The organism is Microcoleus sp. AR_TQ3_B6, from assembly GCF_036702785.1.
GTDB lineage: Bacteria > Cyanobacteriota > Cyanobacteriia > Cyanobacteriales > Microcoleaceae > Microcoleus.
This window is the reverse complement of sequence record NZ_JAUBVJ010000019.1, coordinates 78692-101207: the sequence shown is the minus strand read 5'-3', so window position 1 is coordinate 101207 and position 22516 is coordinate 78692. Positions and strand designations below refer to the sequence as shown.

Genomic DNA, 22516 nt, shown 5'->3' with positions numbered 1-22516 from the left:
ATTTTTTTGACTTCCCTGACTATATGATACTACTATTGTTTATTGATGCTTATAAACTTAATGAAGTTTTACAATACTAATGTTTACAAGCGATCTCAACGCGCTGCTCGACCAACCAGCACTCCAAGGCCAAGATCCTGAATGCCGCTACATTATCGATCGCGTTAACTGGGAGCAATATGAAGCCTTGCTCGCCAGAAATGGCGATACTTCGGCATATCGAGTCACTTATTTAGATGGAGCCTGAGAAATTATGTCACCTTCGGGCCGCCATGAAAACAGAAAAACTCGCATTGGAGATCTTTTAGTCATTTACTTCTTAGAAGCAGACATCAACTATTTTCCCTTTGGCTCTACAACCCTGCGACGAGAAGAGAAAAGTGGCGGTACCGAACCCGATGAAGCTTACTGCATTGGCACAGACAAAGAATTTCCCGACCTGGCAATTGAGGCGATCGTTACCAGCGGTGGCATTAACAAATTGGAAGTTTACATAAGACTTAATGTTAAAGAAGTTTGGTTCTGGCAAAATGACCGCTTCAGCCTCTACTATCTGCGAGAAGAAATCCCAGATCAATTTCTCGCAAGTTGCGGTTATGAACCAATTGCTCGCAGCGCAATTATCCCTAATCTGGATATAGAATTGCTGGCCGAATACATTCGATATCCCAATTCGCTAACAGCAGCTAAGGAATTTCGACAACGGCTGCGATCTGGTGCTTAAAAGGATTGTTTCCGGTTGCGCCGGAATGATATCAAATCCTTGCTTCATTAGTCGGGCGTAAAGTCGAATCAAGCTCGCAACAAATAATTCGCGCAATTTTCATTTTTTTGACCCGCCCGTCAATCGATTTTAGATTTTAGATTTTAGATTTTAGATTGACTTGCGCGAGATAAATGCTCTTTCTTGAGGATTTTCGAAAATCGATTTGGGATTGATTCCACGGATAAATCACGTGGCGGGTACCACCTTTGAAATTCGCTTGTCAACAGTCAACAGTCAACACTCAACAGTCATCAGTCAACTGTCAACAGTCAACAGTCATCAGTCAACTGTCAACTGTCAACAATGCGGACGGTGCAACCGGAATCGATATAATACACCACTCGCCGCAAATTTTAATTCGCCGTTTTTTCCGAAGATTGAACCCAGAAATTAGCTTGAGGAATTTTAAAATCCGACTTAACCAAAACTCCCGGTTCTCGCTGCACCGGCAGCACATCTAAAGTATCCGTTTGCGCGCAATATTTTAAATCTTCAATAACACCTAAACCGAGGAGGCGTTGGCCGTGACTGGCTCTTTCCAACAATTCGTGCAACCGATCTTGCCAGTGCAGGTAAAGAGCAATAGCCGCAAATACTTCATCGTTACCAGCAAAATCGCTCGCAGGAATTCCGCTTTCTGCCAGGAGACTTTGGGCGATCGCACCAGCACAAACCGTATCTTCCAACGAATAACCCCCTTCCCAACCAGAACCCACAATCCAAATAGTTTCCGGCTGTTTATTTAACAAAAACTGCACCACAGATTTGCGGTTAATCAAAGCCGCAGTTAACACCGTTGCAGCAGCTTGCACTCGCTGCAGAGCCCGAGTACCGTTAGTTGTGCTGATAAAAATTCGCTTCCCAGTCACCTTTTCTGGCGTGCAGTCGAAGGGGGAATTCCCCATGTCAAATCCGTCAACTTTGCTGCCGCCGCGCTCTCCAGCGCGAATCCGCTTATCTGCAGGCCATTTTTCGCTCTCGGCCATCAGCTTATCTAAGTCGCTGAAAACTTGGACAGCTTCCGCCCCATTATTCAGGGCCGTTGCCATTGTCGTAGTCGCCCGCAGCACATCAACTGCGATCGCGCAAGCCGGCATATTGTCGGCTGGCGTAAGTTCCGGGGTATGGTAAATAAAAAGCTTCACTTTTGGGCCACCTGCGATAAATCCTCATCAGCAATAATAATGGAAAGTGGATAATAGAAAATAAAGTCGAGTCCTCAAAAGCAGCAAATATGTCAAAACAGCTAAATTCAAACCCCGCCCACGCCGCCATTACCGCACCAATTCGACTCCTCGCAGGTTTCACCTATCCTTTTCGAGCTTTCACCCTGATTTTGCAAACTCCCAAGCTGTGGAGTTATGTATTAGTTCCCGTAGGGCTAAATTTTATAATTGGTATCGGTCTTTATTTAACCTTGCTATTTCCCAGTTTGGCAGGTATAGACGTTTTAGTTGCCGATTTGTCCGTCCGATTTAATGCTATAATTGCGAGTTTTCCAGCTTGGCTGAGCTTTCTGGGCCTGTTAACAGTCGCTTTCGGCTGGCTGCTGCGCGTACTCCTAGTGTCAGGACTTTTGCTGATAATCGGATTTTTGTTAGTGCAGTTTGGCGTGATTTTAGGTTCGCCCTGGTACGGCAAACTTTCCGAACAATTGGAACTGCTGCGGAACGGTCAATTGCCCGCAGAAGAACCAATGAATTTACGCAATAGTTTTCGGGATATTCAAAGGGCGATCGCCTTTGAACTGCGAAAACTACAAATTTTGTTGAGCATCGGCATACCGCTGCTGCTGCTGAATTTTATCCCCGGCGTCGGCTCTATTCTTAGCAGTTTGGGTGGCGTAGCTTTGGGCGCGACTATTGTCTGTTTGGACTTCTTAGATGCACCTTTGGAGAGGCGGAGGCGACCTTTTCAGGAGAAATTGGAGATAATTTGGGCGAGTTTGCCGGCTAGCGGGAGTTTTGGTTTGGTTTGTTTGGGTTTGGTGAGCATTCCCCTGTTGAATCTGTTGGCCATTCCGCTGTGCGTGACGGCGGGAACTTTGTTTTTTTGCGATCGCATTTGGCCGGCCCGCTTTGCCCCACAAGAGAGAAGTATCGATCGAGAAACTAACATTCCAAATTAAAAACTAGGGAGATGCTTCTACATTCTGCCCAAGGTCTTCTCCCTTCCGTTGACTCTGGGAGTTAAGACCCAGAAAAGGGCTTAAAAATAGCCAACTAAGGAAGAAGAATGAAGCTGTAAATAGCTGGACAATATCGATCGCCGACAAATATCCGTCAGATAATAGTGCAATACTTCTATCTGTCAGGCCGAATATCCAAGAGAGAATCCCAAACAGCCAAATGCCTTTTTGGAGGATTGGCAAAAATGCTGAAACTTCGGAGTTTTGCTGCTTGTTCATTGATTTAGCCCTTGTTTGCGAAGAATCTAATTAAGCGGGGCACGCCAAGGGCTTAAGGATTTTTGGTGTCTCCTTGGATTCCCTTTGTTATCTATATGTTAAGAAATGTTTCCCGATATGACAAGCGGGCTCGGGAGGTATTTGCACATCTATCTCAAGAGGTAGTCGCAGCGTGAAAAACACGTAAACTTTCCTACATTTTGGTTAAAGGATGTTTCAAAATACGGAGAGACAAAAAGGCTTAGGCACATCTGCCTAGCATCTGTCGAATCATGGCAACATGGATCAAACCTTTTGAGGATGCAGGTAATCGCTCACAATCGATATTTCGGCGGCCAGAGCAATGGAATTAACCGTAGGTGCGCTCTACTATCGAGCCTTTGGGAAGGAGCACAAAACCTTGAGTACCCTCAGGTTTTTTGACGACACGGGCGAATCCATCAGGATGTATCCATCACCCAAGGGAGAAACTCCGCCCCAGAAAATCCTCCATCCACCCAGATGCGGACGAGTCGCAGCAGGCGATGTCCTGGTTCACTTATTGGAACAATTGCTTTGCTGCTTCGCCCTCAGGCAAGTTAGTAGAATTGGGCGGAGACTGAGTTTTTACAGCAATCCTAACTGATTGGAAAAATCCTCTCTTCTCTCTCTGTCCTCCCCCACTCTGCGGTTGAAAAAAAATCACTAATAAAAAATGCTTCAGCCTTTGTTAATTAACACTTACGATCCCAAATGAGGAGGCGGAGCCGCGCGCGCAGCTTATCGGCTGCATCACCGGTTAATTCAGCTAGGAGTTGACTCCCTGATGCTAGTTCAAGATCGTAGAATTGACCGTATGACTGTAATGGGTGCTCCTAACAATATAGCTCAAAAAATGTGGAAAGCCCGTCCTGTCGTGGATGCTTTGCCGCTACAATTTTACAGGAACAGACAAAGCCATCCCGTACTTTTCTCCGTGCAATCGCTCCCCGATATAATTGTCGCGAATTGCTGCTCTCAATCCAGATGTCGTTAATAGGTATAAATTCCTGGACACGGGTAGCGGCGGGCATGGGTAGCGGCGGGCACAGGGACACCGCGCCTACAAAAGAAAGATTGTAATTTACATTGAATTATGTAATACTACAAAAAGAGCAAGTCTGGTTAAAGAACGATCGTGAGGTTTGTAGTGAGGATCCAGAGTCCTCAAAGCCCTAAAAGCCACAGGACAAACAATTCGATTATCCGTATTAACCCGGCTTGATATGAGTTCAGCGTCAATAACATCGAACAATGGCACGCTTAAATCAGATTATCGCGATCGAAAAAGGCATCAAAAGCCGCTCGGTCCAAGAACTAGCAGAAGCTCAAAAAGCACTTCAGAAGCCGGCTGTGCTTTCTGGAATATCGCGCACTTACCGTCCCAAAGACGAAGAAGGCGAACAACTGCCGCCCGAGTCCAAAAAAGTTGAAGTCAAAGCCGAAGAGATTATCCGCAAAACGACTGAAGTTTTGACGAAGCTCTTCGACGTAACAGCAACCAAAGATTGGACAAATTGTAGCGCCCGCGCTGACGTAATTGTAGACGGAAACGTGCTTTTGAGCCAAGTACCTGTCAGCTATTTGCTATTCATTGAAAAGCAGTTGGTCGATTTGCAAGCATTCATCAAAAAACTTCCCGTCTTAGATGCTTCCGAGACTTGGAACTTCGATGCTTCGGCAGACTGCTGGGCAACAGAACCGGTGCAAACTCTCAAGACTTTTAAAACTCCGCGCAATCACGTTAAAGCTGAAGCTACCGAACACCATCCGGCTCAAGTCGATGTTTATTACGAAGATATTACGATCGGCTATTGGCGGACTGTCAAGTTTTCTGGAGCTTTGCCGGCGCGGCGGATCAATGAGTTGCTCCAAAGGGTGGAAATCTTGCAGCAGGCTGTTATGTTCGCCCGCGAAGAAGCTAACAATTCTGAAGTTGAGGAGCAGAGAGTGGGAGAGCGAATTTTTCAATTTATTTTCCGCTGATTGCTTGCTTTTTTGATAGTTATGGTTTAAGATATAAACAGAGTACAAGTTAAAACTCAAACTTCAACTTAAACCGTACAAATGTGATAGTGCAGGTTCGACTCCTGTCCCTTCTACCCAAAATAGGGGGGTAGCCCAATTGGCAGAGGCAACATTGCGTACAAATTCAACAGCAAGTTATTACTCTAAACTCAGCATTCACCGCCGATCGCTAAAACGAATGTCAGGAACAATAACATCATCGAGGTTGCTGGCTCGTATCCAGCCCCCTCTACCAAACGCAGGGGGGTAGCTCAATCGGTAGAGCGCGATGCTATTAATCTTAAATCCTTGACTTAAATGTGATAGCGTGCCCAAATGGGCGGTAAATAGAAACCCAGCAGTAAGGTCAGAACTGCTGGGTTTTATGCTAATAATTGAATAAATCCGTTAAATCCGTCAATCGATTTTAGATTTTAGATTTTAGATTTTAGATTGAAGCATTGACCCCACGGATAAATTCGGGGGCTTGTCGATCGGATACAGGTTTTTTATTTATCCACGGATGAATCCGGGGGCTTGTATCCTGGATGCTTTCGGTCAGTCCTGGACGTATCAAGGCAGATGATTTACTGCATCCATCCTCAATGCGAACAACGCGAAAATCCTCCGGCTGCCCAAAATTGTCAGGCTTGCGGTACGGCTTTGTTAATTGGCGATCGCTACCGTATCCTTAAACCAGTTCGATCGCCCAATCCCGCACGCCCCACAGACATCTTTGAAGTCGAAGATTGGGGAACAGGGGAAAACGAATGGGGAACTGTCAAAGTTTTAAAAGTCTTGAAATACACCCACAATCCAGATTTAGTTCGCTTGTTCAAGCAAGAAGCGCGAGTTTTGATTTGGCTGGCGGGAAATGGCCGAGTTCCCCAAGTTGAACCTGACGGTTATTTCCAAATTCAACTCCCCAATAACTTCCAGAAATTGTCTTGTTTGGTGATGGAAAAAATTAGCGGCGAAAACTTGGCAGAATTCTTAACTAAAAACCAGTACGTTTCTCAACAACTAGCTGTTGATTGGCTGGAACAAATGCTTCATATTTTGCAGGAAATCCACAAATATCATGTAGTGCATCGGGATATTAAGCCATCTAACCTGATGGTTGAAGCCAATGGGAAATTGAGATTAATTGACTTCGGAGCCGCCTCAGAAGCAGAGATGGATACCGCACCCATAGGTTCTGCTGGATATGTCGCACCGGAACAAATTCTAGGTAAAGCAGGCGTGCGATCGGACTTTTTTGCCCTGGGGCGTACTTTTGTACATTTATTAACAGGCATACAGCCGATCGACTTTCCCGTTAATGAAAAAACTGGTAAAATTAATTGGAGGAACCAGGCTATAGATATTGACCCGTTACTCGTAAACTCGCTCGACGAATTGATGGAACCGCTACCAGAAAACCGACCTGAAAATACCCAAGTTATTTTAGAAAAATTAAAAAATCACGACCGATCCCCCCTGAAAAAGGGGGACGCAATATCGCTTCAATAAATCTGTTCCAACCTGCGAAAATCCCGCTCAACTTCCGCCCACAAAGCCCGATTGTGAGGGTCAGTTTTCAGAGCCTTTTTCAAATAGATTCTTGCCTTATCAACCTGCCTTTCTCCGATCAAATGCCGTCCCCAGCGCTGATAGGCGATCGCCTGCCACTGACGCACCTCCAAATCTTCGGGAATCCGCTGTGCCAAACCCTCAATCAAGGCGATCGCCCGTGGGAACCTCTGATATTTCAGCAACTGCTGCAGCTCAACATAAGCCTCTTGCTTTAACTTTTCTTCCGCAGCCGATAAATCTGCCGATAATTGCACCGGCGGCTCTTTTCGAGTCACTTTAACTGCCTGCCGTTGAGCTTTCACCGCCCGATTCGGGGGTGTCGAAGTAGGCGGCACAGTGGAATTGCCAACTTTCGACTCCGCAACATCGGGGGGGGCAATATTCACCAGGAACTTATAAGCCTCAGTAATAGCAATAAACTTATTCTTAGCCTGTTCGTTTCCCGGATTCACATCGGGGTGATACTGCCTGGCTAACTGCCGATAAGAGGCTTTAACTTGCGATAAACTCGCACCAGACCTCAGTCCTAACTGTCGGTAATAATCTGCAATATCCATTTAGCATGAATGAGCGTTGATAGTACCATTAAATATGGCAGAATCCTTAAATGTAAAGATTCTGCCAAAATTTACTGCGAACTAGGTTGTAGTGCTAGGGTTGCCCGCACTACTGAAGCGAAAAAATAACTTACGGACGCTCTTCGATCACTCTGTCAATCAAGCCGTATTCCTTGGCTTCCTCAGCGGACATGAAATAGTCGCGATCCATGTCCTTCTCGATTTTCTCGATCGGCTGGCCAGTATTCTTGGCATAGATATTATTCAGTTGGTGCCGCAGCCGCAGAATCTCTTTCGCCTCAATCTGAATATCCGTTGCTTGTCCCCGCGTGCCCCCAGAAGGCTGGTGAATCATGATTCGCGAGTGAGGCAAAGCTAACCGTTTCCCCTTGGCACCGGCAGCTAACAGGAAAGAACCCATCGAAGCAGCCAAGCCCACACAAATCGTCACCACGTCCGATTTAATGTGTTGCATGGTATCAAAAATAGCCATGCCGGCCGACACCATCCCGCCTGGGGAATTGATGTACAAAATAATATCCTTACCTGAATCTTCCGAATCGAGATAGAGCATCACAGCGATGATTTGATTGGCAATTTCATCGTCAACATCCCTGCCCAAGAAAATAATCCGTTCCCGGTAGAGGCGATCGTAGATATTAATCCACTGAGTATCATAACCCCCCGGCATTTTGTAGGGAACTTTTGGCACACCGATAGGCATAATTCGGAACTCCGTTTAGTTGGTAATTGGTGATCGGGCATTGGGCATCGGGCATTGGGCATCGGGCATTGGGCATCGGGCATTGGGCATCGGGCATTGGGCATCGGGCATTGGGCATTGTTAGTCATAAAAAGACTATTGAATAACTAATCAGGGTAGAAACTACTAGCCATTAACCCTTAATTCTTACCCATTCCCCATTCCCCATTCCCCATTCCCCATTCCCCATTCCCCATTCCCCATTCCCAGCTAGATGACTCCAGCCGGCAGCGGTTTCGGCAATTCTTCCGAACTTTCAAGAACGCGATCGATCAAACCGTATTCTTTAGCTTCCTGAGGCGTCATGTACAGCAACCGATCCATATCTTTAGTAATCTTTTCGACCGGTTGGCCAGTACATCTTGCCAAAATATCAAGCATCGTTGCTTTATTTGCCAGCACTTCCTTAGCCCGAATTTGAATGTCGCTTGCTTGACCCCGCGTGTACGCCTTGGGTTGGTGCAATACAATCGAAGCGTGGGGCAAACTCGCCCGAAAGCCTTTTGTACCAGCCGCTAACAGCATCGCAGCCATGCCCATTGCCGAACCGAGGCAAATAGTGTGCACGGGCGGCTTAATGTACCTGATCGTGTCGCAGATAGCGAAGGCTTCCGTTTCAAAGCCGACGGGTTCGCCACTGTAACCAGAAGTGCCTGTCGAGTTGATGTAGATTTTGATCGGCTTATCTGGGTCTTCGTACTGCAAGAACAACAGTTCAGCGATAATCAGTTCTGTTACCGCAGGTACCAGAGGCATACCCAGATAAACGATCCGCTCCTTCAGCAACAGGGATGGCAAATCGGGAGGTGGCGTCCGAGAGTTCCCTTCCCCGTAGTATGGCGATTGCACAGCTTTAATTGGTGTGTTCATATAACCGAAATGTTGCCTGAACTGATGGAGCTATTCTTAAAGAAATACTAACGCAATCTTTAGGTATCCCGCATGAAAGTTAGTTTGCTCCCGGTTTTAAACGACCCTAACCTTGACGCTGCAGCGCCCTCGACCCAGCGCCAGCTAGCGATTTCAGTATCTGCGATCGCCAGGGAGATCGACTCCAGCGTACCCTTAAACCTGTGCCTGATTCTCGACCACAGCGGCTCGATGGGCGGACGCCCCTTGGAAACCGTCAAACAAGCCGCCGGACAGTTGCTGGACAGGTTGAAGCCCGGGGATCGCTTTTGCGCGGTGGCTTTCGATCACAAAGCCAAAGTCCTCGTCCCCAATCAAATTGTGGAAGACCCCGCTAGCATTAAACGGCAAATTGAGCAATTGCGCCCGGCAGGCGGCACAGCAATTGATGAGGGGATTAAGTTAGGTATTGAACAGTTGGGTAAAGGCAAAAAAGAAACTATCTCTCAGGCGTTTCTGCTGACTGACGGCGAAAACGAACACGGCGACGACAGCCGCTGTTTGAAGTTGGCTAAACTGGCGGCGGAGTATAACATGACTTTAAATTCTCTGGGATTTGGCGATAACTGGAACCAGGATATTTTGGAAAAGATTGCTGATGCTGGCGGCGGTGCTCTGGCTCACATTCAGCGTCCGGAAGATGCGGTTGATGAGTTTGGCAGGCTGTTTACTCGCGTCCAAGGTGTAGGTTTGACTAATGCTTATTTGCTATTTTCGCTGATGCCAAAAGTGCGGTTAGCCGAACTCAAACCGATCGCCCAAGTTGCCCCAGACACGATCGAATTACCGGTACAGCAGCAGGGCGATCGCTTTATGGTGCGCTTGGGAGATTTAATGAAGGATGTAGAGCGAGTAGTTTTGGCTAATATTTATATTGGACAGTTGCCCGAAGGTACACAGGCGATCGGGCAATTGCAAATTCGCTACGACGATCCGAGTGTCGGTCAAGGTTTGCTTTCGGATCCCGTTGCTGTTTCCGCTAATGTCCTGAAAGTTTATCAGCCGGCACTTAACCCGATAGTGCAGCAGCACATTTTAGCTTTGGCTAAGTACCGACAAACTCAACTGGCAGAAACTAGATTGCAACAGGGCGATCGCGCCGGTGCCGCCACTATGCTGCAAACGGCGGCTAAAACTGCTCTGCAAATGGGTGATAAAAGTGCCGCAACTGTGCTGCAAACTTCTGCTACTCGTTTGCAGTCTGGTGAACAATTGAGTGAAGCCGATCGCAAGAAAACTCGCATTGCTTCTAAAACTATTTTGAAGTAATCCGGTGATTTAAAATTTTAAATAATTTTAAATTGGGGGATCGCCGAATTGTGCGATCGCAAATCGATCCTACACAAACGAAACCCGCGCCCATGCGGGTTTCAATATTCTGAGTCTCGCCGGAAAAAAACGAGACTCTGTGTAACCCGATTGTTTGAAGCCGTGGAGCGACAAGAAGCTCGATCGTTTAGAATGTTTGTATCACCTATCAAGAGTGCTTGTATGAACCAGACAATATCTGATAAAGTACGCTGGACTACCGCCGATTTAGAACTATTGCCCGATAACGGCGATCGCTATGAAATTATTGATGGGGAGCTATTTATGACTAGAGCACCGCATTGGGGGCATCAAGAAGCTTGTGGTAACATCTACTTAGAGTTAAAAACTTGGTCGCGCTCGACTGGTTTGGGACGAGCCGCCATCAATCCGGGTCTTATTTTCACGGACGCTGATAACGTCATTCCTGATGTAGTTTGGGCGAGCAATGAACGCTTGGCTATCTTGCTAGACGAAGCCGGCCATTTAACCGCTGCACCTGAGTTAATTGTTGAAGTATTGTCCCCCGGTGCAGACAATCATAGACGCGATCGAGATTTGAAACTCAGACTCTATTCGGTGCGAGGAGTGCAGGAATACTGGGTTGTGAATTGGCAATTGCAGCAAATAGAAGTTTATCGCAGGGAACAAGCAAGTTTAAGGCTCATTGCTACGCTGTTGAGCAATGATGAACTAACTTCGCCTTTGTTGCCAGGTTTTAGTTGTTCTGTAGCTGATATTTTTGCCTAGATTATGAAATCATCATTTTACAATTTAATTGCTACTCTAGGAATCTTTACTATCTTTGGTAATATATCCCCTGCTGTCTCTGCTCAATACTCAGAAATATTAATAGCTCAAAAAACGATTGTTCAAAATCCGGCGGAAGACTTGTTTAACAGCGGTTTAGCCAAGTCAGAAGCAGGGGACATTGAAGGTGCGATCGCCGATTACACCGAAGCCATCCGCCTCAACCCCAACTACGCTAAAGCCCACAACAAACTCGGCATAATTCGCGCCCGCAACCTGAAAGATTATCCAGCAGCAAAAGCAGATTTCGATCGCGCCATTGAAATCAACCCTAACTACGGCGACGCTTACTACAACCGCGCCAGAGTCCGCGAAATCTTAGAAGACAAACCGGGGGCGATCGCGGATTATCATAAAGCAGCCCAACTCTATGAAAAAGACGGCAATACCAACGATTATCAAGATGCCATCAACCATCTTCAAATGCTGCAAGAATAGAGTGGTTTTGAAAACATAGTATAATATGCTTCGATCTGCGTTCATCTGCGTCCATCTGCGGTTAAATATTCCAAATCCACCATTCAAAAAATGCCCGAAAATTCCACCGTCACCGTTACTGTACCCGCTACAACCGCCAATTTAGGCCCCGGCTTCGACTGCATCGGCGCCGCTTTAAGCCTCTACAACCGCTTCCAATTCTCCCGACTCGAACCCTCAGCAACCGAGAAACTAAAAATTACAGTTACAGGCCAAGAAGCGGCCAAAGTCAAGATAGATGACAGCAATCTCGCTTATCAAGCATTTATAAAGTTATACGGATACCTGAACCAATCGCCGCCGCCCGTAGCCATACATATAGATATGCAAGTGCCGCTGGCTAGAGGTTTAGGAAGTTCCGCCACAGCTATTATCGGTGGGTTAGTCGGTGCAAATGAATTAGCCGGAAAGCCTTTGAGTCAGGTGGAAGTGATGCAGTTGGCGATCGAACTTGAAGGACATCCCGACAACGTTGTCCCCGCTTTATTGGGAGGATGTCGCCTCGCTGCTAGCAATGCACCCCCCCAACCCGCCCTTAGTAAGGGGGGGCAGGAGGGGGGTTCTTGGGAAATTTGCGATATTCCCTGGCATCCGAATATTGTGCCCGTGGTAGCCATTCCCGATTTTGAACTTTCTACAGCCGAAGCCCGCAAAGTTTTGCCAGCAGATTACAGTCGGGCTGACGCCATTTTTAATGCTGCACACCTCGGTTTGCTGGTGCGGGCTTTGGAAAGTGGCAATGAAAACTGGCTGCGCTGCGCCCTGCAAGACAAAATTCACCAACCTTACCGGCAATCTCTGATTAAAGGATATGAAGCGGTGCAACAAGCTGCGCTGAATGCAGGGGCCTATGGAATGGTAATTAGCGGTGCCGGGCCAACACTTTTAGCTGTAACTGATGTGACATCTGCCTCAGCGGTTGAGAAAGCGATGGCGGCTGCTTGGGGGGAATTTGGGGTGAAGGCTGATGTAAGGGCGATCGGGATCGATACCCAAGGAGCACAAGTCTCGACTTAATTATTGGTAAGGTGCGTAGCCGAGAGGGTAAACGCATCTTAAAAATTCGCCATCATCTAAAAATATTAAGACTACCTATGATTATTTATCCTTGGAGTCGAGCTAATGTTGTAAAAAAACAGTTTATTGAACAGCTAGAAAAACTACTTAAGCGTGACGTACAGCTTTTAATTGGGTACGGTTTGGGAAAAGATGAAGATGATAAAAAGTACCCATCCGATATCCAAGCTGAGAAAAATCTTAAAAAATTAGCGAATCAGTACAAAGATAATTTTATCCTTAAGCGTTTGGGAGATACCCACGCCAAAATTCTCGTATCTGATGCGAAATTTGCTGTAACGACAAGTTTCAATTGGCTTTCCTTCAAGGGCGATCGCGATCGCACGTTCTGGGATGAGCGGGGGACGCTGGTATATGACCTCCAGAAAATCGATGAACTGTTCGATAGCTATAGATCGCGATTTAAAGATTGAATGGTATTGCTTCCACAAAGTTAAAACCTTCTTCCCTCGGACGGACTCTGCGCTTAATTAAAAAATTGAGTGATTTTTAATACAATTGCGGACTCAACACTCGATCGAACTCCTCAATTTTCGATGGGGATCTAAAATTCACCTAAAGTTCGACGCCCGATCGCAAAACCCTTCCTAAGATAGAAGATAGAGGTCGATCGACCTAAAAGCCGATTCAGGAGCAAGTGTGAAGCACCTGAAAAATCCTAAACGAGCGAGCCACAAGACAGGGAGGACATCAAAATCATGGTAAACGCGCCGACAGGGGAAGCCCGCCTGGGCCCGACCGAGCAGGTACAATCCTTAGACCGCGATTGCACAACTCTATCCCGTCACGTACTCCAGCAACTCCATAGCTTTAGTGCAGATGCTCAGGATCTCAGTGCCCTGATGAATCGCATCGGGCTAGCTGCAAAGCTGATCGCGAGGCGGCTCAGCAGAGCCGGGTTAATGGAAGATGCTTTAGGGTTTACAGGCGCTGTGAACGTGCAGGGAGAATCCGTCAAAAAGATGGATATCTATGCCAATGAAGTGTTTATCTCGGTATTCCAGCAAAGCGGACTTGTCTGCCGCTTGGCTTCGGAGGAAATGGAAAAACCCTATTACATTCCCGAAAATTGTCCGATCGGGCGTTACAGTCTGCTCTACGACCCCATAGACGGTTCTTCCAATCTTGACATCAATCTCAATGTCGGCTCAATATTCAGCATCCGCAAGCAAGAGGGGGAGGATGAAGACGGTTCGGCTTCCGATTTGCTGCAACACGGACGCAAACAAATTGCGGCTGGCTACGTGCTCTACGGCCCTAGTACCATGCTGGTTTATTCGATCGGTCAGGGCGTTCATTCTTTTACCCTCGATCCGAGTTTGGGCGAGTTTATTCTAGCTAACGAAAACATTAAGGTTCCCGATCGCGGCCCAATTTACAGCGTTAATGAAGGCAACTTCTGGCAGTGGGAGGAATCTTTGAGAGACTACATTCGCTACGTACACCGCAGCGAAGGCTACAGCGCCCGGTACGGCGGGGCTTTGGTGGGAGATTTCCACCGGATTTTATTCCAGGGAGGCGTGTTTTTGTACCCCGGAACGGTGAAAAAACCCGAGGGCAAATTGCGCTTGCTTTACGAATCGGCTCCTTTGGCGTTTTTGATGGAGCAAGCCGGCGGGCGCGCCAGTACGGGGACTCAAGATATCTTAGACGTTGTGCCGACCAAACTGCACGAGCGATCGCCCTTGATTGTCGGTAGTAAAGAAAATGTAGCGATGGTGGAGTCTTTTATTCAAGATCGAGCGCGCAATCCTAGAACAGTCCCACAGTGAAGGCCCAGGGAAGTTCGGCAACGAGCAATGTACGGGATGTAACGGATGTCACGAAGAAGGAAGAGGGAAGAAGGAAGAAGGAAGAGGGAAGAAGGAAGAAGGTTTTAACTTATAACTTTCCACTCCCAATTACCCATTCCCCATTGCCAATTCCCCATTGCCAATTTTCAATTACCAATTCCCAATTTTGACTTCCCAAATTTCAATTCCAAATTATCAACTATCAAATTGTAGGAGTTACAGTAATGACGGCAACGCCAACGAATCACCTGTTAGAAATCGAAGAAATTGGCCAAAGCATCTGGATGGACAATTTGACTCGCAATCTGATCGAGTCCGGCGAACTCAAACAGATGATTGAAACTCGGGGACTGCGCGGGATTACATCTAATCCGGCGATTTTCGAGAAAGCGATCGCGGGTAATGTGATTTACGATGCGGATATCGAAGCGGGTATCCGGGCGGGCAAATCTGTGATGGAGATTTATGAATCTCTGGTATTTGAAGATATCCGCAACGCTTGCGACATCTTCGCCCCGGTTTACGAAGAGTCGAAGGGTTTGGACGGTTACATCAGTATCGAAGTGCCACCGACGATCGCCAACGACACAGAAAGCACGATTAGCGAAGCCGTGCGCTATTACACAGCCCTCGGCAAAGAAAACGTGATGATTAAGATTCCGGGAACCGCTGAAGGTTTGCCCGCAGTCGAGCAAGTCATCAGCGAAGGGATTAACGTTAACGTGACTTTGCTGTTCTCGGTTGACAGCTACGTCGAAACCTTCTGGGCTTACATTCGCGGTTTGGAAGCGCGGGTGGCTAAAGGTTTGGATGTGAGCAATATTGCTTCTGTTGCCAGTTTCTTCTTGAGCCGGATCGACATCAATGTCGATGGCAAGATTGATGAGAAACTCAAAAATGTCACAGATATTTCCACAAAAGCCAGACTCGAAGCGGTGAAGGGGAAAGTGGCGATCGCCAATGCGAAGATAGCTTACCAGAAGTATAAAGAGATCGTAGCGAGCGATCGCTGGCAAGCTTTAGCTGCCAAGGGAGCGAAAGTGCAGCGCTTGCTGTGGGCTTCCACCAGCACCAAAAACCCCAACTACAGCGATGTCATGTACGTCGATGAACTAATCGGCCCCGACACCGTTAACACTTTGCCGCCGAACACCGTTGAAGCTTGTTTCGATCACTGCGATGTCGCACCCCGGATTGAGAGCAACGTTGAAGAAGCTTACACGCTGATCGAAAGTCTCAAAGATCCCGACATCGACATCAACTTGGACAAAGTGATGGCAGACTTGCTCCTCGACGGGATCGATAAATTTGTCACCCCGTTCCAATCCCTGATGGACTCCTTGCAAGAGAAAGTGCAGAAGTTGTCACCCGTCGCCTAGACAGATATCTGTATCGTTGAAGGCAGAAGCATTTAGGACTCGGAATAGATAATGGTTTTGGTTCCTAAATGCTGAGTTGTCAATTCTCTGTCGGAAAAATGAGCGCAATTGCGCTCATTTCCCCCGCAAAAAAAAAATCCTCTGTCCCAGAGCAGGAATTTAGCCAGAGATACAACTCGAATTTTCCATTTCCAACCGCTGAGGCATGATTGTGACCGAAGAACGAGACGCAAGCCCCTGGCGAACGCAGATTACCAACTATACAGGACAAATAGTTATTTTGTCCTGTATAGTTGGTAGCTCTCTCTGTTGTCAAGCAATACATTGAGAATCAAAAGAATGTCTAACTATAGATGTCAGCAAAACTTAGTCAATCCTGACTCTAGTCTGAAAGCGGTTCTAGAATTTATCTGTAGTGAGTCGAATAAGTTAGCAAATTGTGCGCTGTACTACGGTCGTCAGTTGTATTTCAAGACTGGCAAAATTCCCGGTAAGTACGACTTCCATAAAATGTTCAAGTCCAACCTGCATTTCAAAGCACTCTATTCTCATACGGCACAGCAGACATTGACTAGCGTCGCCGAATCATTCAGATCGTATATTGGGCTTTTGAAAGGTATCAAATCTGGGACGGTAATTCAACACCCAAGACTACCTGGATACAAAAAAAATTCCCTTAAAGCAGTTACATTTCCCAGGGCTGATGTCAAACTAAAAAATGGGATGGTACGATTTCCATTGGGACGCAAGGTTAAGATATGGTTCGGGATTGGCGAATTTTTTATACCGATGCCCTCCAACCTGGATTACAAGAAGTTGGTTGAAATTCGGATTCTTCCCAGAAATAGATGTTTCTATGCAGAGTTTGTGTACCAATCGGAATCTCGTGAGGTTGAGGTAAATCCTGAAAGTGTATTGGGGTTAGACCACGGAATCAATAACTGGTTGACTGGCGTATCTAACGTAGGAACTTCCTTTATTATTGATGGACTGCATTTAAAGTCATTGAATCAGTGGTACAACAAGCGAATCTCTGTTCTCAAGGAAAATCAGCCTCAAGGATTCTGGTCTAATCAATTGGCTAGGATTACGGAGAAGAGAAATCGTCAGGTTAGAGATGCGGTGAATAAAGCAGCAAGGATCGTTGTAAATCACTGTATTGAGAATCAAATCGGCACAATAGTTTTTGGATGGAACAAAGACCAAAAACAAAAGAAAAATATGGGGGCAAAGACCAATCAAAACTTTGTTCAAATTCCAACAGGTAGATTGAAGAAAAAAATATCTCAGTTGTGTCTGGAGTACGGAATTAAGTTCGTAGAAACCGAAGAGTCTTATACCTCAAAGGCGAGTTTTCTCGACAATGATTCACTACCTACGTTCGGTGAAAAAACTGAAGGGTGGACAGAATCAGGAAAGAGAGTAACTCGCGGATTATATCGCTCTGCGGACGGAACAAAAATTAATGCCGACTGTAACGGTGCGGCTAATATTATCAGAAAAGTAGCGGTGAAACTGGGGTTAAATCTTAGTAGAATCGGTAGCGGCGAATTGATAGCGCCTTTGAAAATCCGACTTTGGGTTCTTCAAGAATCCCCTGGCATGAACGGTATGGGGAGTATCAACGCAAACTATCATGGTGTATTAGCAAGACTAACAGCTCTAGAAAAAGGAAAATAAATGGTAACGCTACTTGAAAATCCGTTGCGCGTAGGTTTACGAAAAGAACGAGTGCCGGAACCACAAATTCTGGTAATCTTCGGAGCTTCTGGGGATCTGACCCAGCGCAAACTGGTACCTGCAATTTATCAGATGAAGCTCGATCGACGCTTGCCACCGGAAACTACCGTGGTGGGAGTAGCCCGTCGCCCTTGGAGTCACGATTACTTCCGCGAGCAAATGCGCGAAGGCATTGAAGAATTTGGCGGCGGGATTGGCAATGAAGAATTTTGGCAAGATTTCGCGAAAGGTTTGTACTACTGTCCGGGCGACATTGACAACCCCGAAAGCTATCAAAAACTCAAAGGTTTCTTAGCGGAACTCGACGAAGAAAGGAGAACTCGCGGCAATCACATATTTTATCTCTCAGTTTCCCCGAACTTTTTCCCAGAAGCAATTAGGCAACTGGGCGCGGCTCAAATGCTGGCCGATCCAGTAAAAAACCGCTTGGTAATTGAAAAACCCTTCGGTCGCGACTTGAGTTCGGCAAAAGCTCTCAACCGAGTCGTGCAGAAGGTTTGCCAAGAACAGCAAGTTTACCGGATAGACCACTATTTGGGTAAAGAAACTGTTCAGAATTTAATGGTGTTCCGGTTTGCGAACGCGATTTTTGAACCGCTGTGGAATCGGCAATTTGTCGATCACGTACAAATTACAGTGGCAGAAACAGTAGGCGTAGAAGACCGGGCGGGTTACTACGAATCCTCCGGGGCGTTGCGGGATATGCTGCAAAACCACTTGATGCAGATTTTCTGTCTGACGGCGATGGAACCACCGAATTCCTTGGACGCTGACAGCATCCGCACCGAAAAGATGAAAGTTCTGCAAGCAACTCGCTTGGCAGATTTGCATAACTTGGAGTTCTCAGCGATTCGGGGTCAATATTCTGCAGGTTGGATGAAGGGCAAACCGGTGCCAGGATATCACGAAGAACCGGGGGTTGCTCCCAACTCGACAACGCCGACTTTTGTGGCGATGAAGTTTATGATTGACAACTGGCGCTGGCAGGGAGTACCTTTCTACCTGCGAACCGGCAAGCGGTTGCCGAAAAAAGTTAGCGAAATTGCGATTCAGTTTCGGGAAGTGCCGCTGTTAATTTTTCAGTCCGCGGCCCAACAAACTACTCCAAACGTTTTGACCATGCGCGTGCATCCCAATGAGGGGATTTCGCTGAGGTTCGAGGCAAAAATGCCGGGGCCGGATTTGCGGACGCGGACGGTGGATATGGATTTCAGTTACGGTTCTTCCTTTGGGGTGACATCTTCGGATGCTTACGATCGACTGTTAATTGACTGTATGCTGGGCGACCAAACTTTGTTTACCCGTTCTGATGAAGTGGAAGAAGCTTGGCGAGTGGTAACGCCGGCGCTGATGGCTTGGGAATCGTCCAACGAACAGGAGTTGGTTCCTAAATACGAAGCGGGTACTTGGGAACCGACGGAAGCAGAACTGCTAATTAACAGAGACGGTCGCAAGTGGCGCAGACTTTAAAAGTCAGTCGATTTTAGATTTTAGATTTTAGATTTTAGATTTACTGCACAGATGAATCTGACAGCTTAAACTAGGGTCTAAAATTTTGGGATCTCCAGGACTACTGAACTAATGAGCAATGAGTAATAACTAAGAAGAAAGGAGAAAAGATTTATGACGATGACACCGATGAAAGCTCCGCCTCTGGTTTCGCTGCAAAATCCTAAAGATGTGTCGATCGACCAGATAGAGGCAGAATTGAGTCAAATCTGGGAAAGTTACAGAGAATCAGGGTCAAAGGGCGATTTTCCGATCGCTACTAGGGCAACAACGTTTACTTTTGTAGTCTACGAACCGGAAGAAACTCAGCAGTTATTGGCGGATCTGGGGTTTTATGAAGGGCCGGTGGACGGTATTACCGGGCCGATGACGGCATCTAGCATCAGGGCTGCTCAAAAAGCTTACGGACTGCCAAGAACTGGCAAAGCTAACGCTGAATTGCTGGCGACTTTGCGGGAAGAAGTGGCTCGCAAAAATTCCAATGGTGACACCAAGTTGGGCGGGCCTGGCTTGGGTTCCGGGGGTTCGGGGGTGGCTGACGCGATCGTGGCTGCGAATCCCTGCCGGATTATTGCTCTGTGCCCGACCGCGGGGGAAGATAGGGGCGTGCAGGCTCAAGTTGCTGCTTATTGTCCGGTTCACAAGCGCAACAGCGGCAATTTGATCTGCTGCGAGTACATTACCCTCCGGGGTACGGAAGCTGCTCTGGAACGGGTGAGCGGCATCGTGACGGCGTTGATGATCCCGGATTTGCCGACGCTGCTGTGGTGGAAAGCGAATCCCGATGCCGATCGAGGTTTGTTCCAGCGGCTGGCGACAACTAGCAGTTCTGTGATTGTTGACTCTAGCAGCTTTACCGAGTCGGAAGCTGAATTGCTGTTGATGCAAAGTCTGATCGAGGAGGGCATTCCGATCGCCGATCTCAATTGGCGCCGGTTGGCCGCGTGGCAAGAGTTGGCTGCTGAGGCTTTTGACGCCCCGGAACGTCGCGCGGCGATTCGGGAAATCGATCGGGTGACGATCGATTACGAAAAAGGAAATTCTACTCAAGCGCTGATGTATTTGGGCTGGCTGGCGAGCCGGCTTCAGTGGCGTCCGGTTGCTTTCAAACAAGAGGAGGGCGATTACCAAATCAAGCGAATTAAATTCGCCGGTCCCGACGAACGGGTGGTAGAAGCCGAGTTGGCTGCTATTCCTACTGCTGATTGGGGCGATGTCCCGGGCGATTTGATTGCTCTGCGTTTGAATTCTACGAACGAAAAGGCTGACTGCGGTACAGTTCTGTGTTCGGAAGCGGGCGGCTGTATGCGGATGGAAACCAAAGGTGGCGCTCAAACCGATCGGTTTAACCAGGTGACTCCTCTGTTCGACCAGGTGACGGAACAGTTGCTGGGTCAGCACCTGCAGAGTTGGGGCCGAGATGTGCTTTACGAAGAAAGTTTGGCAGTAACGGCTCAAATCCTGAAGTTAGTTAAACAGTAAAAAGAAGTTCGGCAACGAATTGTGTAGCGGATGTACGGATGTAACGGATGGATGGAATCAGGAGAAAGGAGTAAAAAAATAAGCAAGACGGATTGAGTTAACATTCAGTGGGGCAGGCAATGTCTGCCCTACTTTTATTCTTCTCTTTTCTTCCTTCGCGCTCTTGGCGTCTTCGCGGTTCGTTAAATAGTTATTATTTGAGCGGTTCGAGAGCAATACTCATAACTCGATCTACTGTCTATTTTTATGAGGAAGGATTGCATAAATCTTTGATTGATACAGAAACCGCAGATGCAAGGCAGATTAACACAGATGAACGCAGATAATTTCCTGATGGGGAAGCGACTTTGGCAATCTTATCTATTATTTATTTTAACTAACTAGAACTATGGCTTTAGTGATTGCTGGCGAACGCAGCGGTGCGGGAAAGACGACTGTGACGATCGCCCTTTTAGCTTTTTTAATCCGCCGCGGCTTGAATGTTCAATCTTTTAAGGTGGGTCCCGATTACATTGACCCGATGTTTCATGCTTTTGTTACTGGTCGCCCCTGTCGCAATTTAGACCCCGTACTAACGTCTGAATCTTATGTAAAAAAGTGTTTTTCTCGTCATATTCAAGATGTTAATTGTGCCTTGGTTGAAGGGGTAATGGGTTTATTTGACGGTGTTTCTCGGAAGAAAGAAGAGAGGGAAGAATTGCGATGGGAGTCGCCAGAAGCAGAACAAAATTATTCTATTTCCTTTGCTTCTACGGCTCATGTGGCTTATTTGCTGAATTTGCCGGTATTGTTTGTCATAGATTGCAGCAGGCTCTCTGGTTCTGTGGCTGCGATCGCCCACGGTTTTCGTTCTTTTAACCCTGACCTTAAATTCGCTGGTTTGGTGCTGAATCGGGTGGCGAGCGACCGACATTTGGAACTGCTTCAAGATGCTCTAAAACCGCTCAATTTACCTATTTTGGGCGTTTTGCGTAGGGATGAGGCTGTTACTATTCCCGATCGACATTTGGGGCTGATTCCTGCTGAGGAGTTGCCGAATCTTCATGCTGCGATCGATAAACTGGCTGATTTGGCTGCTGTTAGTTTTGACTGGAACCAACTTTTGCCTTTGTTGGCTGCAACTCGAAATGGGGGGGGTGAGGGGTCTGAGCAACTTTCGGGTAGGCACAGTCTCCCTTCGGAAATTGTAACTCAAAAAGATGATGTTGTCAACTCTTTGGGTAAACAATTTGGAGTGAGGATTGCAGTTGCGCGCGATCGGGCTTTTAATTTTTACTATCAGGACAATCTTGATTTGTTGGAAGAGTTGGGTGCCGAGTTGGTATTTTGGAGCCCCCTTGATGACTCGGTTTTTCCTGACAACGTGCAAGGGTTATATTTTGGCGGCGGTTTTCCGGAGGTGTTTGCTCAAAAATTGAGCGGTAATGTTTTAATTCGGGATGCGGTAAGAAGTGCTATTTTTGCGGGAATGCCGGCTTATGCGGAGTGCGGTGGTTTGATGTATTTGTGCGATTCTATTGTAGACTTCGATGGCAATTCTTGGCAAGGGGTGGGGGTGTTGGAAACTTCTGCTGCGATGGGAAAGCGTTTGACGCTGGGATACCGAGAAGCTGTGGCGGTGAGGGATAGTTCGGTGTTAACTGCTCTCGATCGGGTTTGGGGACATGAGTTTCATCGATCGCATTTAACTGTGGAACCGATTAATCCAGTTTATCACAGTTGGAGGTATGGCAAACGGGGGGAGGTTGAGGCGGTTGCTGAAGGTTGGGGAGTTTGTCGGGTACACGCTTCTTATTTGCATTTGCATTGGGGTGCTCGTCGTGATATTCCGGCTCGTTTTTTGCAGCAGTGTGCTGATGCGTGATTGTAAGGTTGATACTGAAACCGCAGATGTCAGGCAGATTAACACAGATTAACGCAGATTAATTTCAAGAAGGGC

At 47.1% G+C, this 22516-nt stretch carries 23 protein-coding genes; 18 read left to right on the top strand and 5 right to left on the bottom strand.

From position 1 onward, the window contains the following. The first annotated feature begins 79 nt into the window (after window positions 1-79). Both QUB56_RS12350 and QUB56_RS12345 read left to right on the top strand, forming a co-directional pair. Complete coding sequence (locus tag QUB56_RS12350; protein ID WP_332955472.1) at window positions 80-247, top strand: hypothetical protein; 168 nt, start codon at window positions 80-82, stop codon at window positions 245-247. Between the two features lie 6 nt (window positions 248-253). Continuing rightward, window positions 254-724: a Uma2 family endonuclease gene (locus tag QUB56_RS12345; RefSeq protein WP_332955471.1), complete on the top strand. Its 471-nt coding sequence runs from the start codon at window positions 254-256 to the stop codon at window positions 722-724. 395 nt (window positions 725-1119) lie between these two features. Here the strand turns inward: QUB56_RS12345 and QUB56_RS12340 are convergent, their stop codons facing one another. Further along, on the bottom strand, window positions 1120-1911 hold the full coding sequence (locus tag QUB56_RS12340; RefSeq protein ID WP_332955470.1) for a 2-phosphosulfolactate phosphatase family protein: 792 nt from the start codon (window positions 1909-1911) through the stop codon (window positions 1120-1122). 89 nt (window positions 1912-2000) lie between these two features. On the opposite strand from QUB56_RS12340, the gene QUB56_RS12335 reads away from it, so the two are divergent. Continuing rightward, window positions 2001-2894, top strand: coding sequence for an EI24 domain-containing protein (locus QUB56_RS12335; RefSeq protein ID WP_332955469.1), 894 nt, complete (start codon window positions 2001-2003; stop codon window positions 2892-2894). Window positions 2895-2897: 3 nt separating this feature from the next. Here QUB56_RS12335 and QUB56_RS12330 read toward each other — a convergent pair whose 3' ends face one another. Beyond that, window positions 2898-3173 (bottom strand): hypothetical protein, encoded by a 276-nt coding sequence (locus QUB56_RS12330; RefSeq protein ID WP_332955468.1) that lies wholly within the window; start codon window positions 3171-3173, stop codon window positions 2898-2900. A gap of 343 nt (window positions 3174-3516) precedes the next feature. Between QUB56_RS12330 and QUB56_RS12325 the strand changes: the two genes are divergently transcribed. The 3 genes from QUB56_RS12325 to QUB56_RS12315 all read left to right on the top strand — a co-directional run bounded on the left by QUB56_RS12325 (window position 3517) and on the right by QUB56_RS12315 (window position 6710). Next, the gene (locus QUB56_RS12325) at window positions 3517-3798 is read left to right on the top strand and encodes a hypothetical protein (RefSeq protein ID WP_332955466.1); all 282 of its coding nucleotides are present in this window, start codon (window positions 3517-3519) and stop codon (window positions 3796-3798) included. 647 nt (window positions 3799-4445) lie between these two features. After that, a complete protein-coding gene (locus QUB56_RS12320) occupies window positions 4446-5177 on the top strand; it encodes a DUF7873 family protein (protein WP_332955465.1) in 732 nt (243 codons plus the stop codon). A 603-nt stretch (window positions 5178-5780) separates the two neighbouring features. Then, a complete protein-coding gene (locus QUB56_RS12315) occupies window positions 5781-6710 on the top strand; it encodes a serine/threonine-protein kinase (RefSeq protein ID WP_332955464.1) in 930 nt (309 codons plus the stop codon). Here QUB56_RS12315 and QUB56_RS12310 read toward each other — a convergent pair. The 3 genes from QUB56_RS12310 to QUB56_RS12300 all read right to left on the bottom strand — a co-directional run bounded on the left by QUB56_RS12310 (window position 6704) and on the right by QUB56_RS12300 (window position 8963). Next, window positions 6704-7330 (bottom strand): DnaJ domain-containing protein, encoded by a 627-nt coding sequence (locus tag QUB56_RS12310; protein WP_332955463.1) that lies wholly within the window; start codon window positions 7328-7330, stop codon window positions 6704-6706. The genes QUB56_RS12315 and QUB56_RS12310 overlap by 7 nt on opposite strands. A gap of 130 nt (window positions 7331-7460) precedes the next feature. Further along, on the bottom strand, window positions 7461-8054 hold the full coding sequence (locus tag QUB56_RS12305) for an ATP-dependent Clp protease proteolytic subunit (RefSeq protein WP_332955461.1): 594 nt from the start codon (window positions 8052-8054) through the stop codon (window positions 7461-7463). Between the two features lie 249 nt (window positions 8055-8303). Next, window positions 8304-8963, bottom strand: coding sequence for an ATP-dependent Clp protease proteolytic subunit (locus QUB56_RS12300; protein ID WP_332955460.1), 660 nt, complete (start codon window positions 8961-8963; stop codon window positions 8304-8306). 72 nt (window positions 8964-9035) lie between these two features. On the opposite strand from QUB56_RS12300, the gene QUB56_RS12295 reads away from it, so the two are divergent. From QUB56_RS12295 to QUB56_RS12240, 12 genes are all read left to right on the top strand, one after another. After that, window positions 9036-10271: a VWA domain-containing protein gene (locus QUB56_RS12295; protein WP_332955459.1), complete on the top strand. Its 1236-nt coding sequence runs from the start codon at window positions 9036-9038 to the stop codon at window positions 10269-10271. Window positions 10272-10493: 222 nt separating this feature from the next. Next, on the top strand, window positions 10494-11060 hold the full coding sequence (locus QUB56_RS12290; RefSeq protein WP_332955458.1) for a Uma2 family endonuclease: 567 nt from the start codon (window positions 10494-10496) through the stop codon (window positions 11058-11060). Window positions 11061-11063: 3 nt separating this feature from the next. Next, on the top strand, window positions 11064-11558 hold the full coding sequence (locus QUB56_RS12285) for a tetratricopeptide repeat protein (protein WP_332955457.1): 495 nt from the start codon (window positions 11064-11066) through the stop codon (window positions 11556-11558). Between the two features lie 90 nt (window positions 11559-11648). Next, the gene (gene thrB, locus QUB56_RS12280) at window positions 11649-12614 is read left to right on the top strand and encodes a homoserine kinase (protein WP_332955455.1); all 966 of its coding nucleotides are present in this window, start codon (window positions 11649-11651) and stop codon (window positions 12612-12614) included. A gap of 77 nt (window positions 12615-12691) precedes the next feature. After that, on the top strand, window positions 12692-13087 hold the full coding sequence (locus QUB56_RS12275) for a hypothetical protein (protein ID WP_332955454.1): 396 nt from the start codon (window positions 12692-12694) through the stop codon (window positions 13085-13087). A gap of 285 nt (window positions 13088-13372) precedes the next feature. Next, a complete protein-coding gene (fbp, locus tag QUB56_RS12270; RefSeq protein WP_332955452.1) occupies window positions 13373-14446 on the top strand; it encodes a class 1 fructose-bisphosphatase in 1074 nt (357 codons plus the stop codon). After that, a complete protein-coding gene (locus tag QUB56_RS12265; protein WP_332955450.1) occupies window positions 14443-14637 on the top strand; it encodes a hypothetical protein in 195 nt (64 codons plus the stop codon). The genes fbp and QUB56_RS12265 overlap by 4 nt, the downstream gene beginning before the upstream one ends. 54 nt (window positions 14638-14691) lie before the next feature. Next, a complete protein-coding gene (gene tal / locus QUB56_RS12260) occupies window positions 14692-15846 on the top strand; it encodes a transaldolase (RefSeq protein ID WP_332955449.1) in 1155 nt (384 codons plus the stop codon). Window positions 15847-16185: 339 nt separating this feature from the next. Then, complete coding sequence (locus QUB56_RS12255) at window positions 16186-17526, top strand: transposase (protein ID WP_332955448.1); 1341 nt, start codon at window positions 16186-16188, stop codon at window positions 17524-17526. Continuing rightward, a complete protein-coding gene (gene zwf / locus QUB56_RS12250; RefSeq protein ID WP_332955446.1) occupies window positions 17527-19056 on the top strand; it encodes a glucose-6-phosphate dehydrogenase in 1530 nt (509 codons plus the stop codon). Window positions 19057-19209: 153 nt separating this feature from the next. Next, window positions 19210-20577 (top strand): glucose-6-phosphate dehydrogenase assembly protein OpcA, encoded by a 1368-nt coding sequence (gene opcA, locus QUB56_RS12245; protein ID WP_332955444.1) that lies wholly within the window; start codon window positions 19210-19212, stop codon window positions 20575-20577. Window positions 20578-20965: 388 nt separating this feature from the next. Further along, entirely contained in the window at window positions 20966-22441 is a 1476-nt protein-coding gene (locus tag QUB56_RS12240) for a cobyrinate a,c-diamide synthase (RefSeq protein ID WP_332955442.1), read from the top strand. Window positions 22442-22516: the final 75 nt, after the last annotated feature.

Coding starts and splice junctions, on each gene's coding strand:
- QUB56_RS12350 (WP_332955472.1), top strand. CDS start 80: ATGTTTACAAGCGATCTCAACGCGCTGCTCGACCAACCAGCACTCCAA.
- QUB56_RS12345 (WP_332955471.1), top strand. CDS start 254: ATGTCACCTTCGGGCCGCCATGAAAACAGAAAAACTCGCATTGGAGAT.
- QUB56_RS12335 (WP_332955469.1), top strand. CDS start 2,001: ATGTCAAAACAGCTAAATTCAAACCCCGCCCACGCCGCCATTACCGCA.
- QUB56_RS12330 (WP_332955468.1), bottom strand. CDS start 3,173: ATGAACAAGCAGCAAAACTCCGAAGTTTCAGCATTTTTGCCAATCCTC.
- QUB56_RS12325 (WP_332955466.1), top strand. CDS start 3,517: ATGGAATTAACCGTAGGTGCGCTCTACTATCGAGCCTTTGGGAAGGAG.
- QUB56_RS12320 (WP_332955465.1), top strand. CDS start 4,446: ATGGCACGCTTAAATCAGATTATCGCGATCGAAAAAGGCATCAAAAGC.
- QUB56_RS12315 (WP_332955464.1), top strand. CDS start 5,781: ATGATTTACTGCATCCATCCTCAATGCGAACAACGCGAAAATCCTCCG.
- QUB56_RS12310 (WP_332955463.1), bottom strand. CDS start 7,330: ATGGATATTGCAGATTATTACCGACAGTTAGGACTGAGGTCTGGTGCG.
- QUB56_RS12305 (WP_332955461.1), bottom strand. CDS start 8,054: ATGCCTATCGGTGTGCCAAAAGTTCCCTACAAAATGCCGGGGGGTTAT.
- QUB56_RS12300 (WP_332955460.1), bottom strand. CDS start 8,963: ATGAACACACCAATTAAAGCTGTGCAATCGCCATACTACGGGGAAGGG.
- QUB56_RS12295 (WP_332955459.1), top strand. CDS start 9,036: ATGAAAGTTAGTTTGCTCCCGGTTTTAAACGACCCTAACCTTGACGCT.
- QUB56_RS12290 (WP_332955458.1), top strand. CDS start 10,494: ATGAACCAGACAATATCTGATAAAGTACGCTGGACTACCGCCGATTTA.
- QUB56_RS12285 (WP_332955457.1), top strand. CDS start 11,064: ATGAAATCATCATTTTACAATTTAATTGCTACTCTAGGAATCTTTACT.
- thrB (WP_332955455.1), top strand. CDS start 11,649: ATGCCCGAAAATTCCACCGTCACCGTTACTGTACCCGCTACAACCGCC.
- QUB56_RS12275 (WP_332955454.1), top strand. CDS start 12,692: ATGATTATTTATCCTTGGAGTCGAGCTAATGTTGTAAAAAAACAGTTT.
- fbp (WP_332955452.1), top strand. CDS start 13,373: ATGGTAAACGCGCCGACAGGGGAAGCCCGCCTGGGCCCGACCGAGCAG.
- tal (WP_332955449.1), top strand. CDS start 14,692: ATGACGGCAACGCCAACGAATCACCTGTTAGAAATCGAAGAAATTGGC.
- QUB56_RS12255 (WP_332955448.1), top strand. CDS start 16,186: ATGTCTAACTATAGATGTCAGCAAAACTTAGTCAATCCTGACTCTAGT.
- zwf (WP_332955446.1), top strand. CDS start 17,527: ATGGTAACGCTACTTGAAAATCCGTTGCGCGTAGGTTTACGAAAAGAA.
- opcA (WP_332955444.1), top strand. CDS start 19,210: ATGACGATGACACCGATGAAAGCTCCGCCTCTGGTTTCGCTGCAAAAT.
- QUB56_RS12240 (WP_332955442.1), top strand. CDS start 20,966: ATGGCTTTAGTGATTGCTGGCGAACGCAGCGGTGCGGGAAAGACGACT.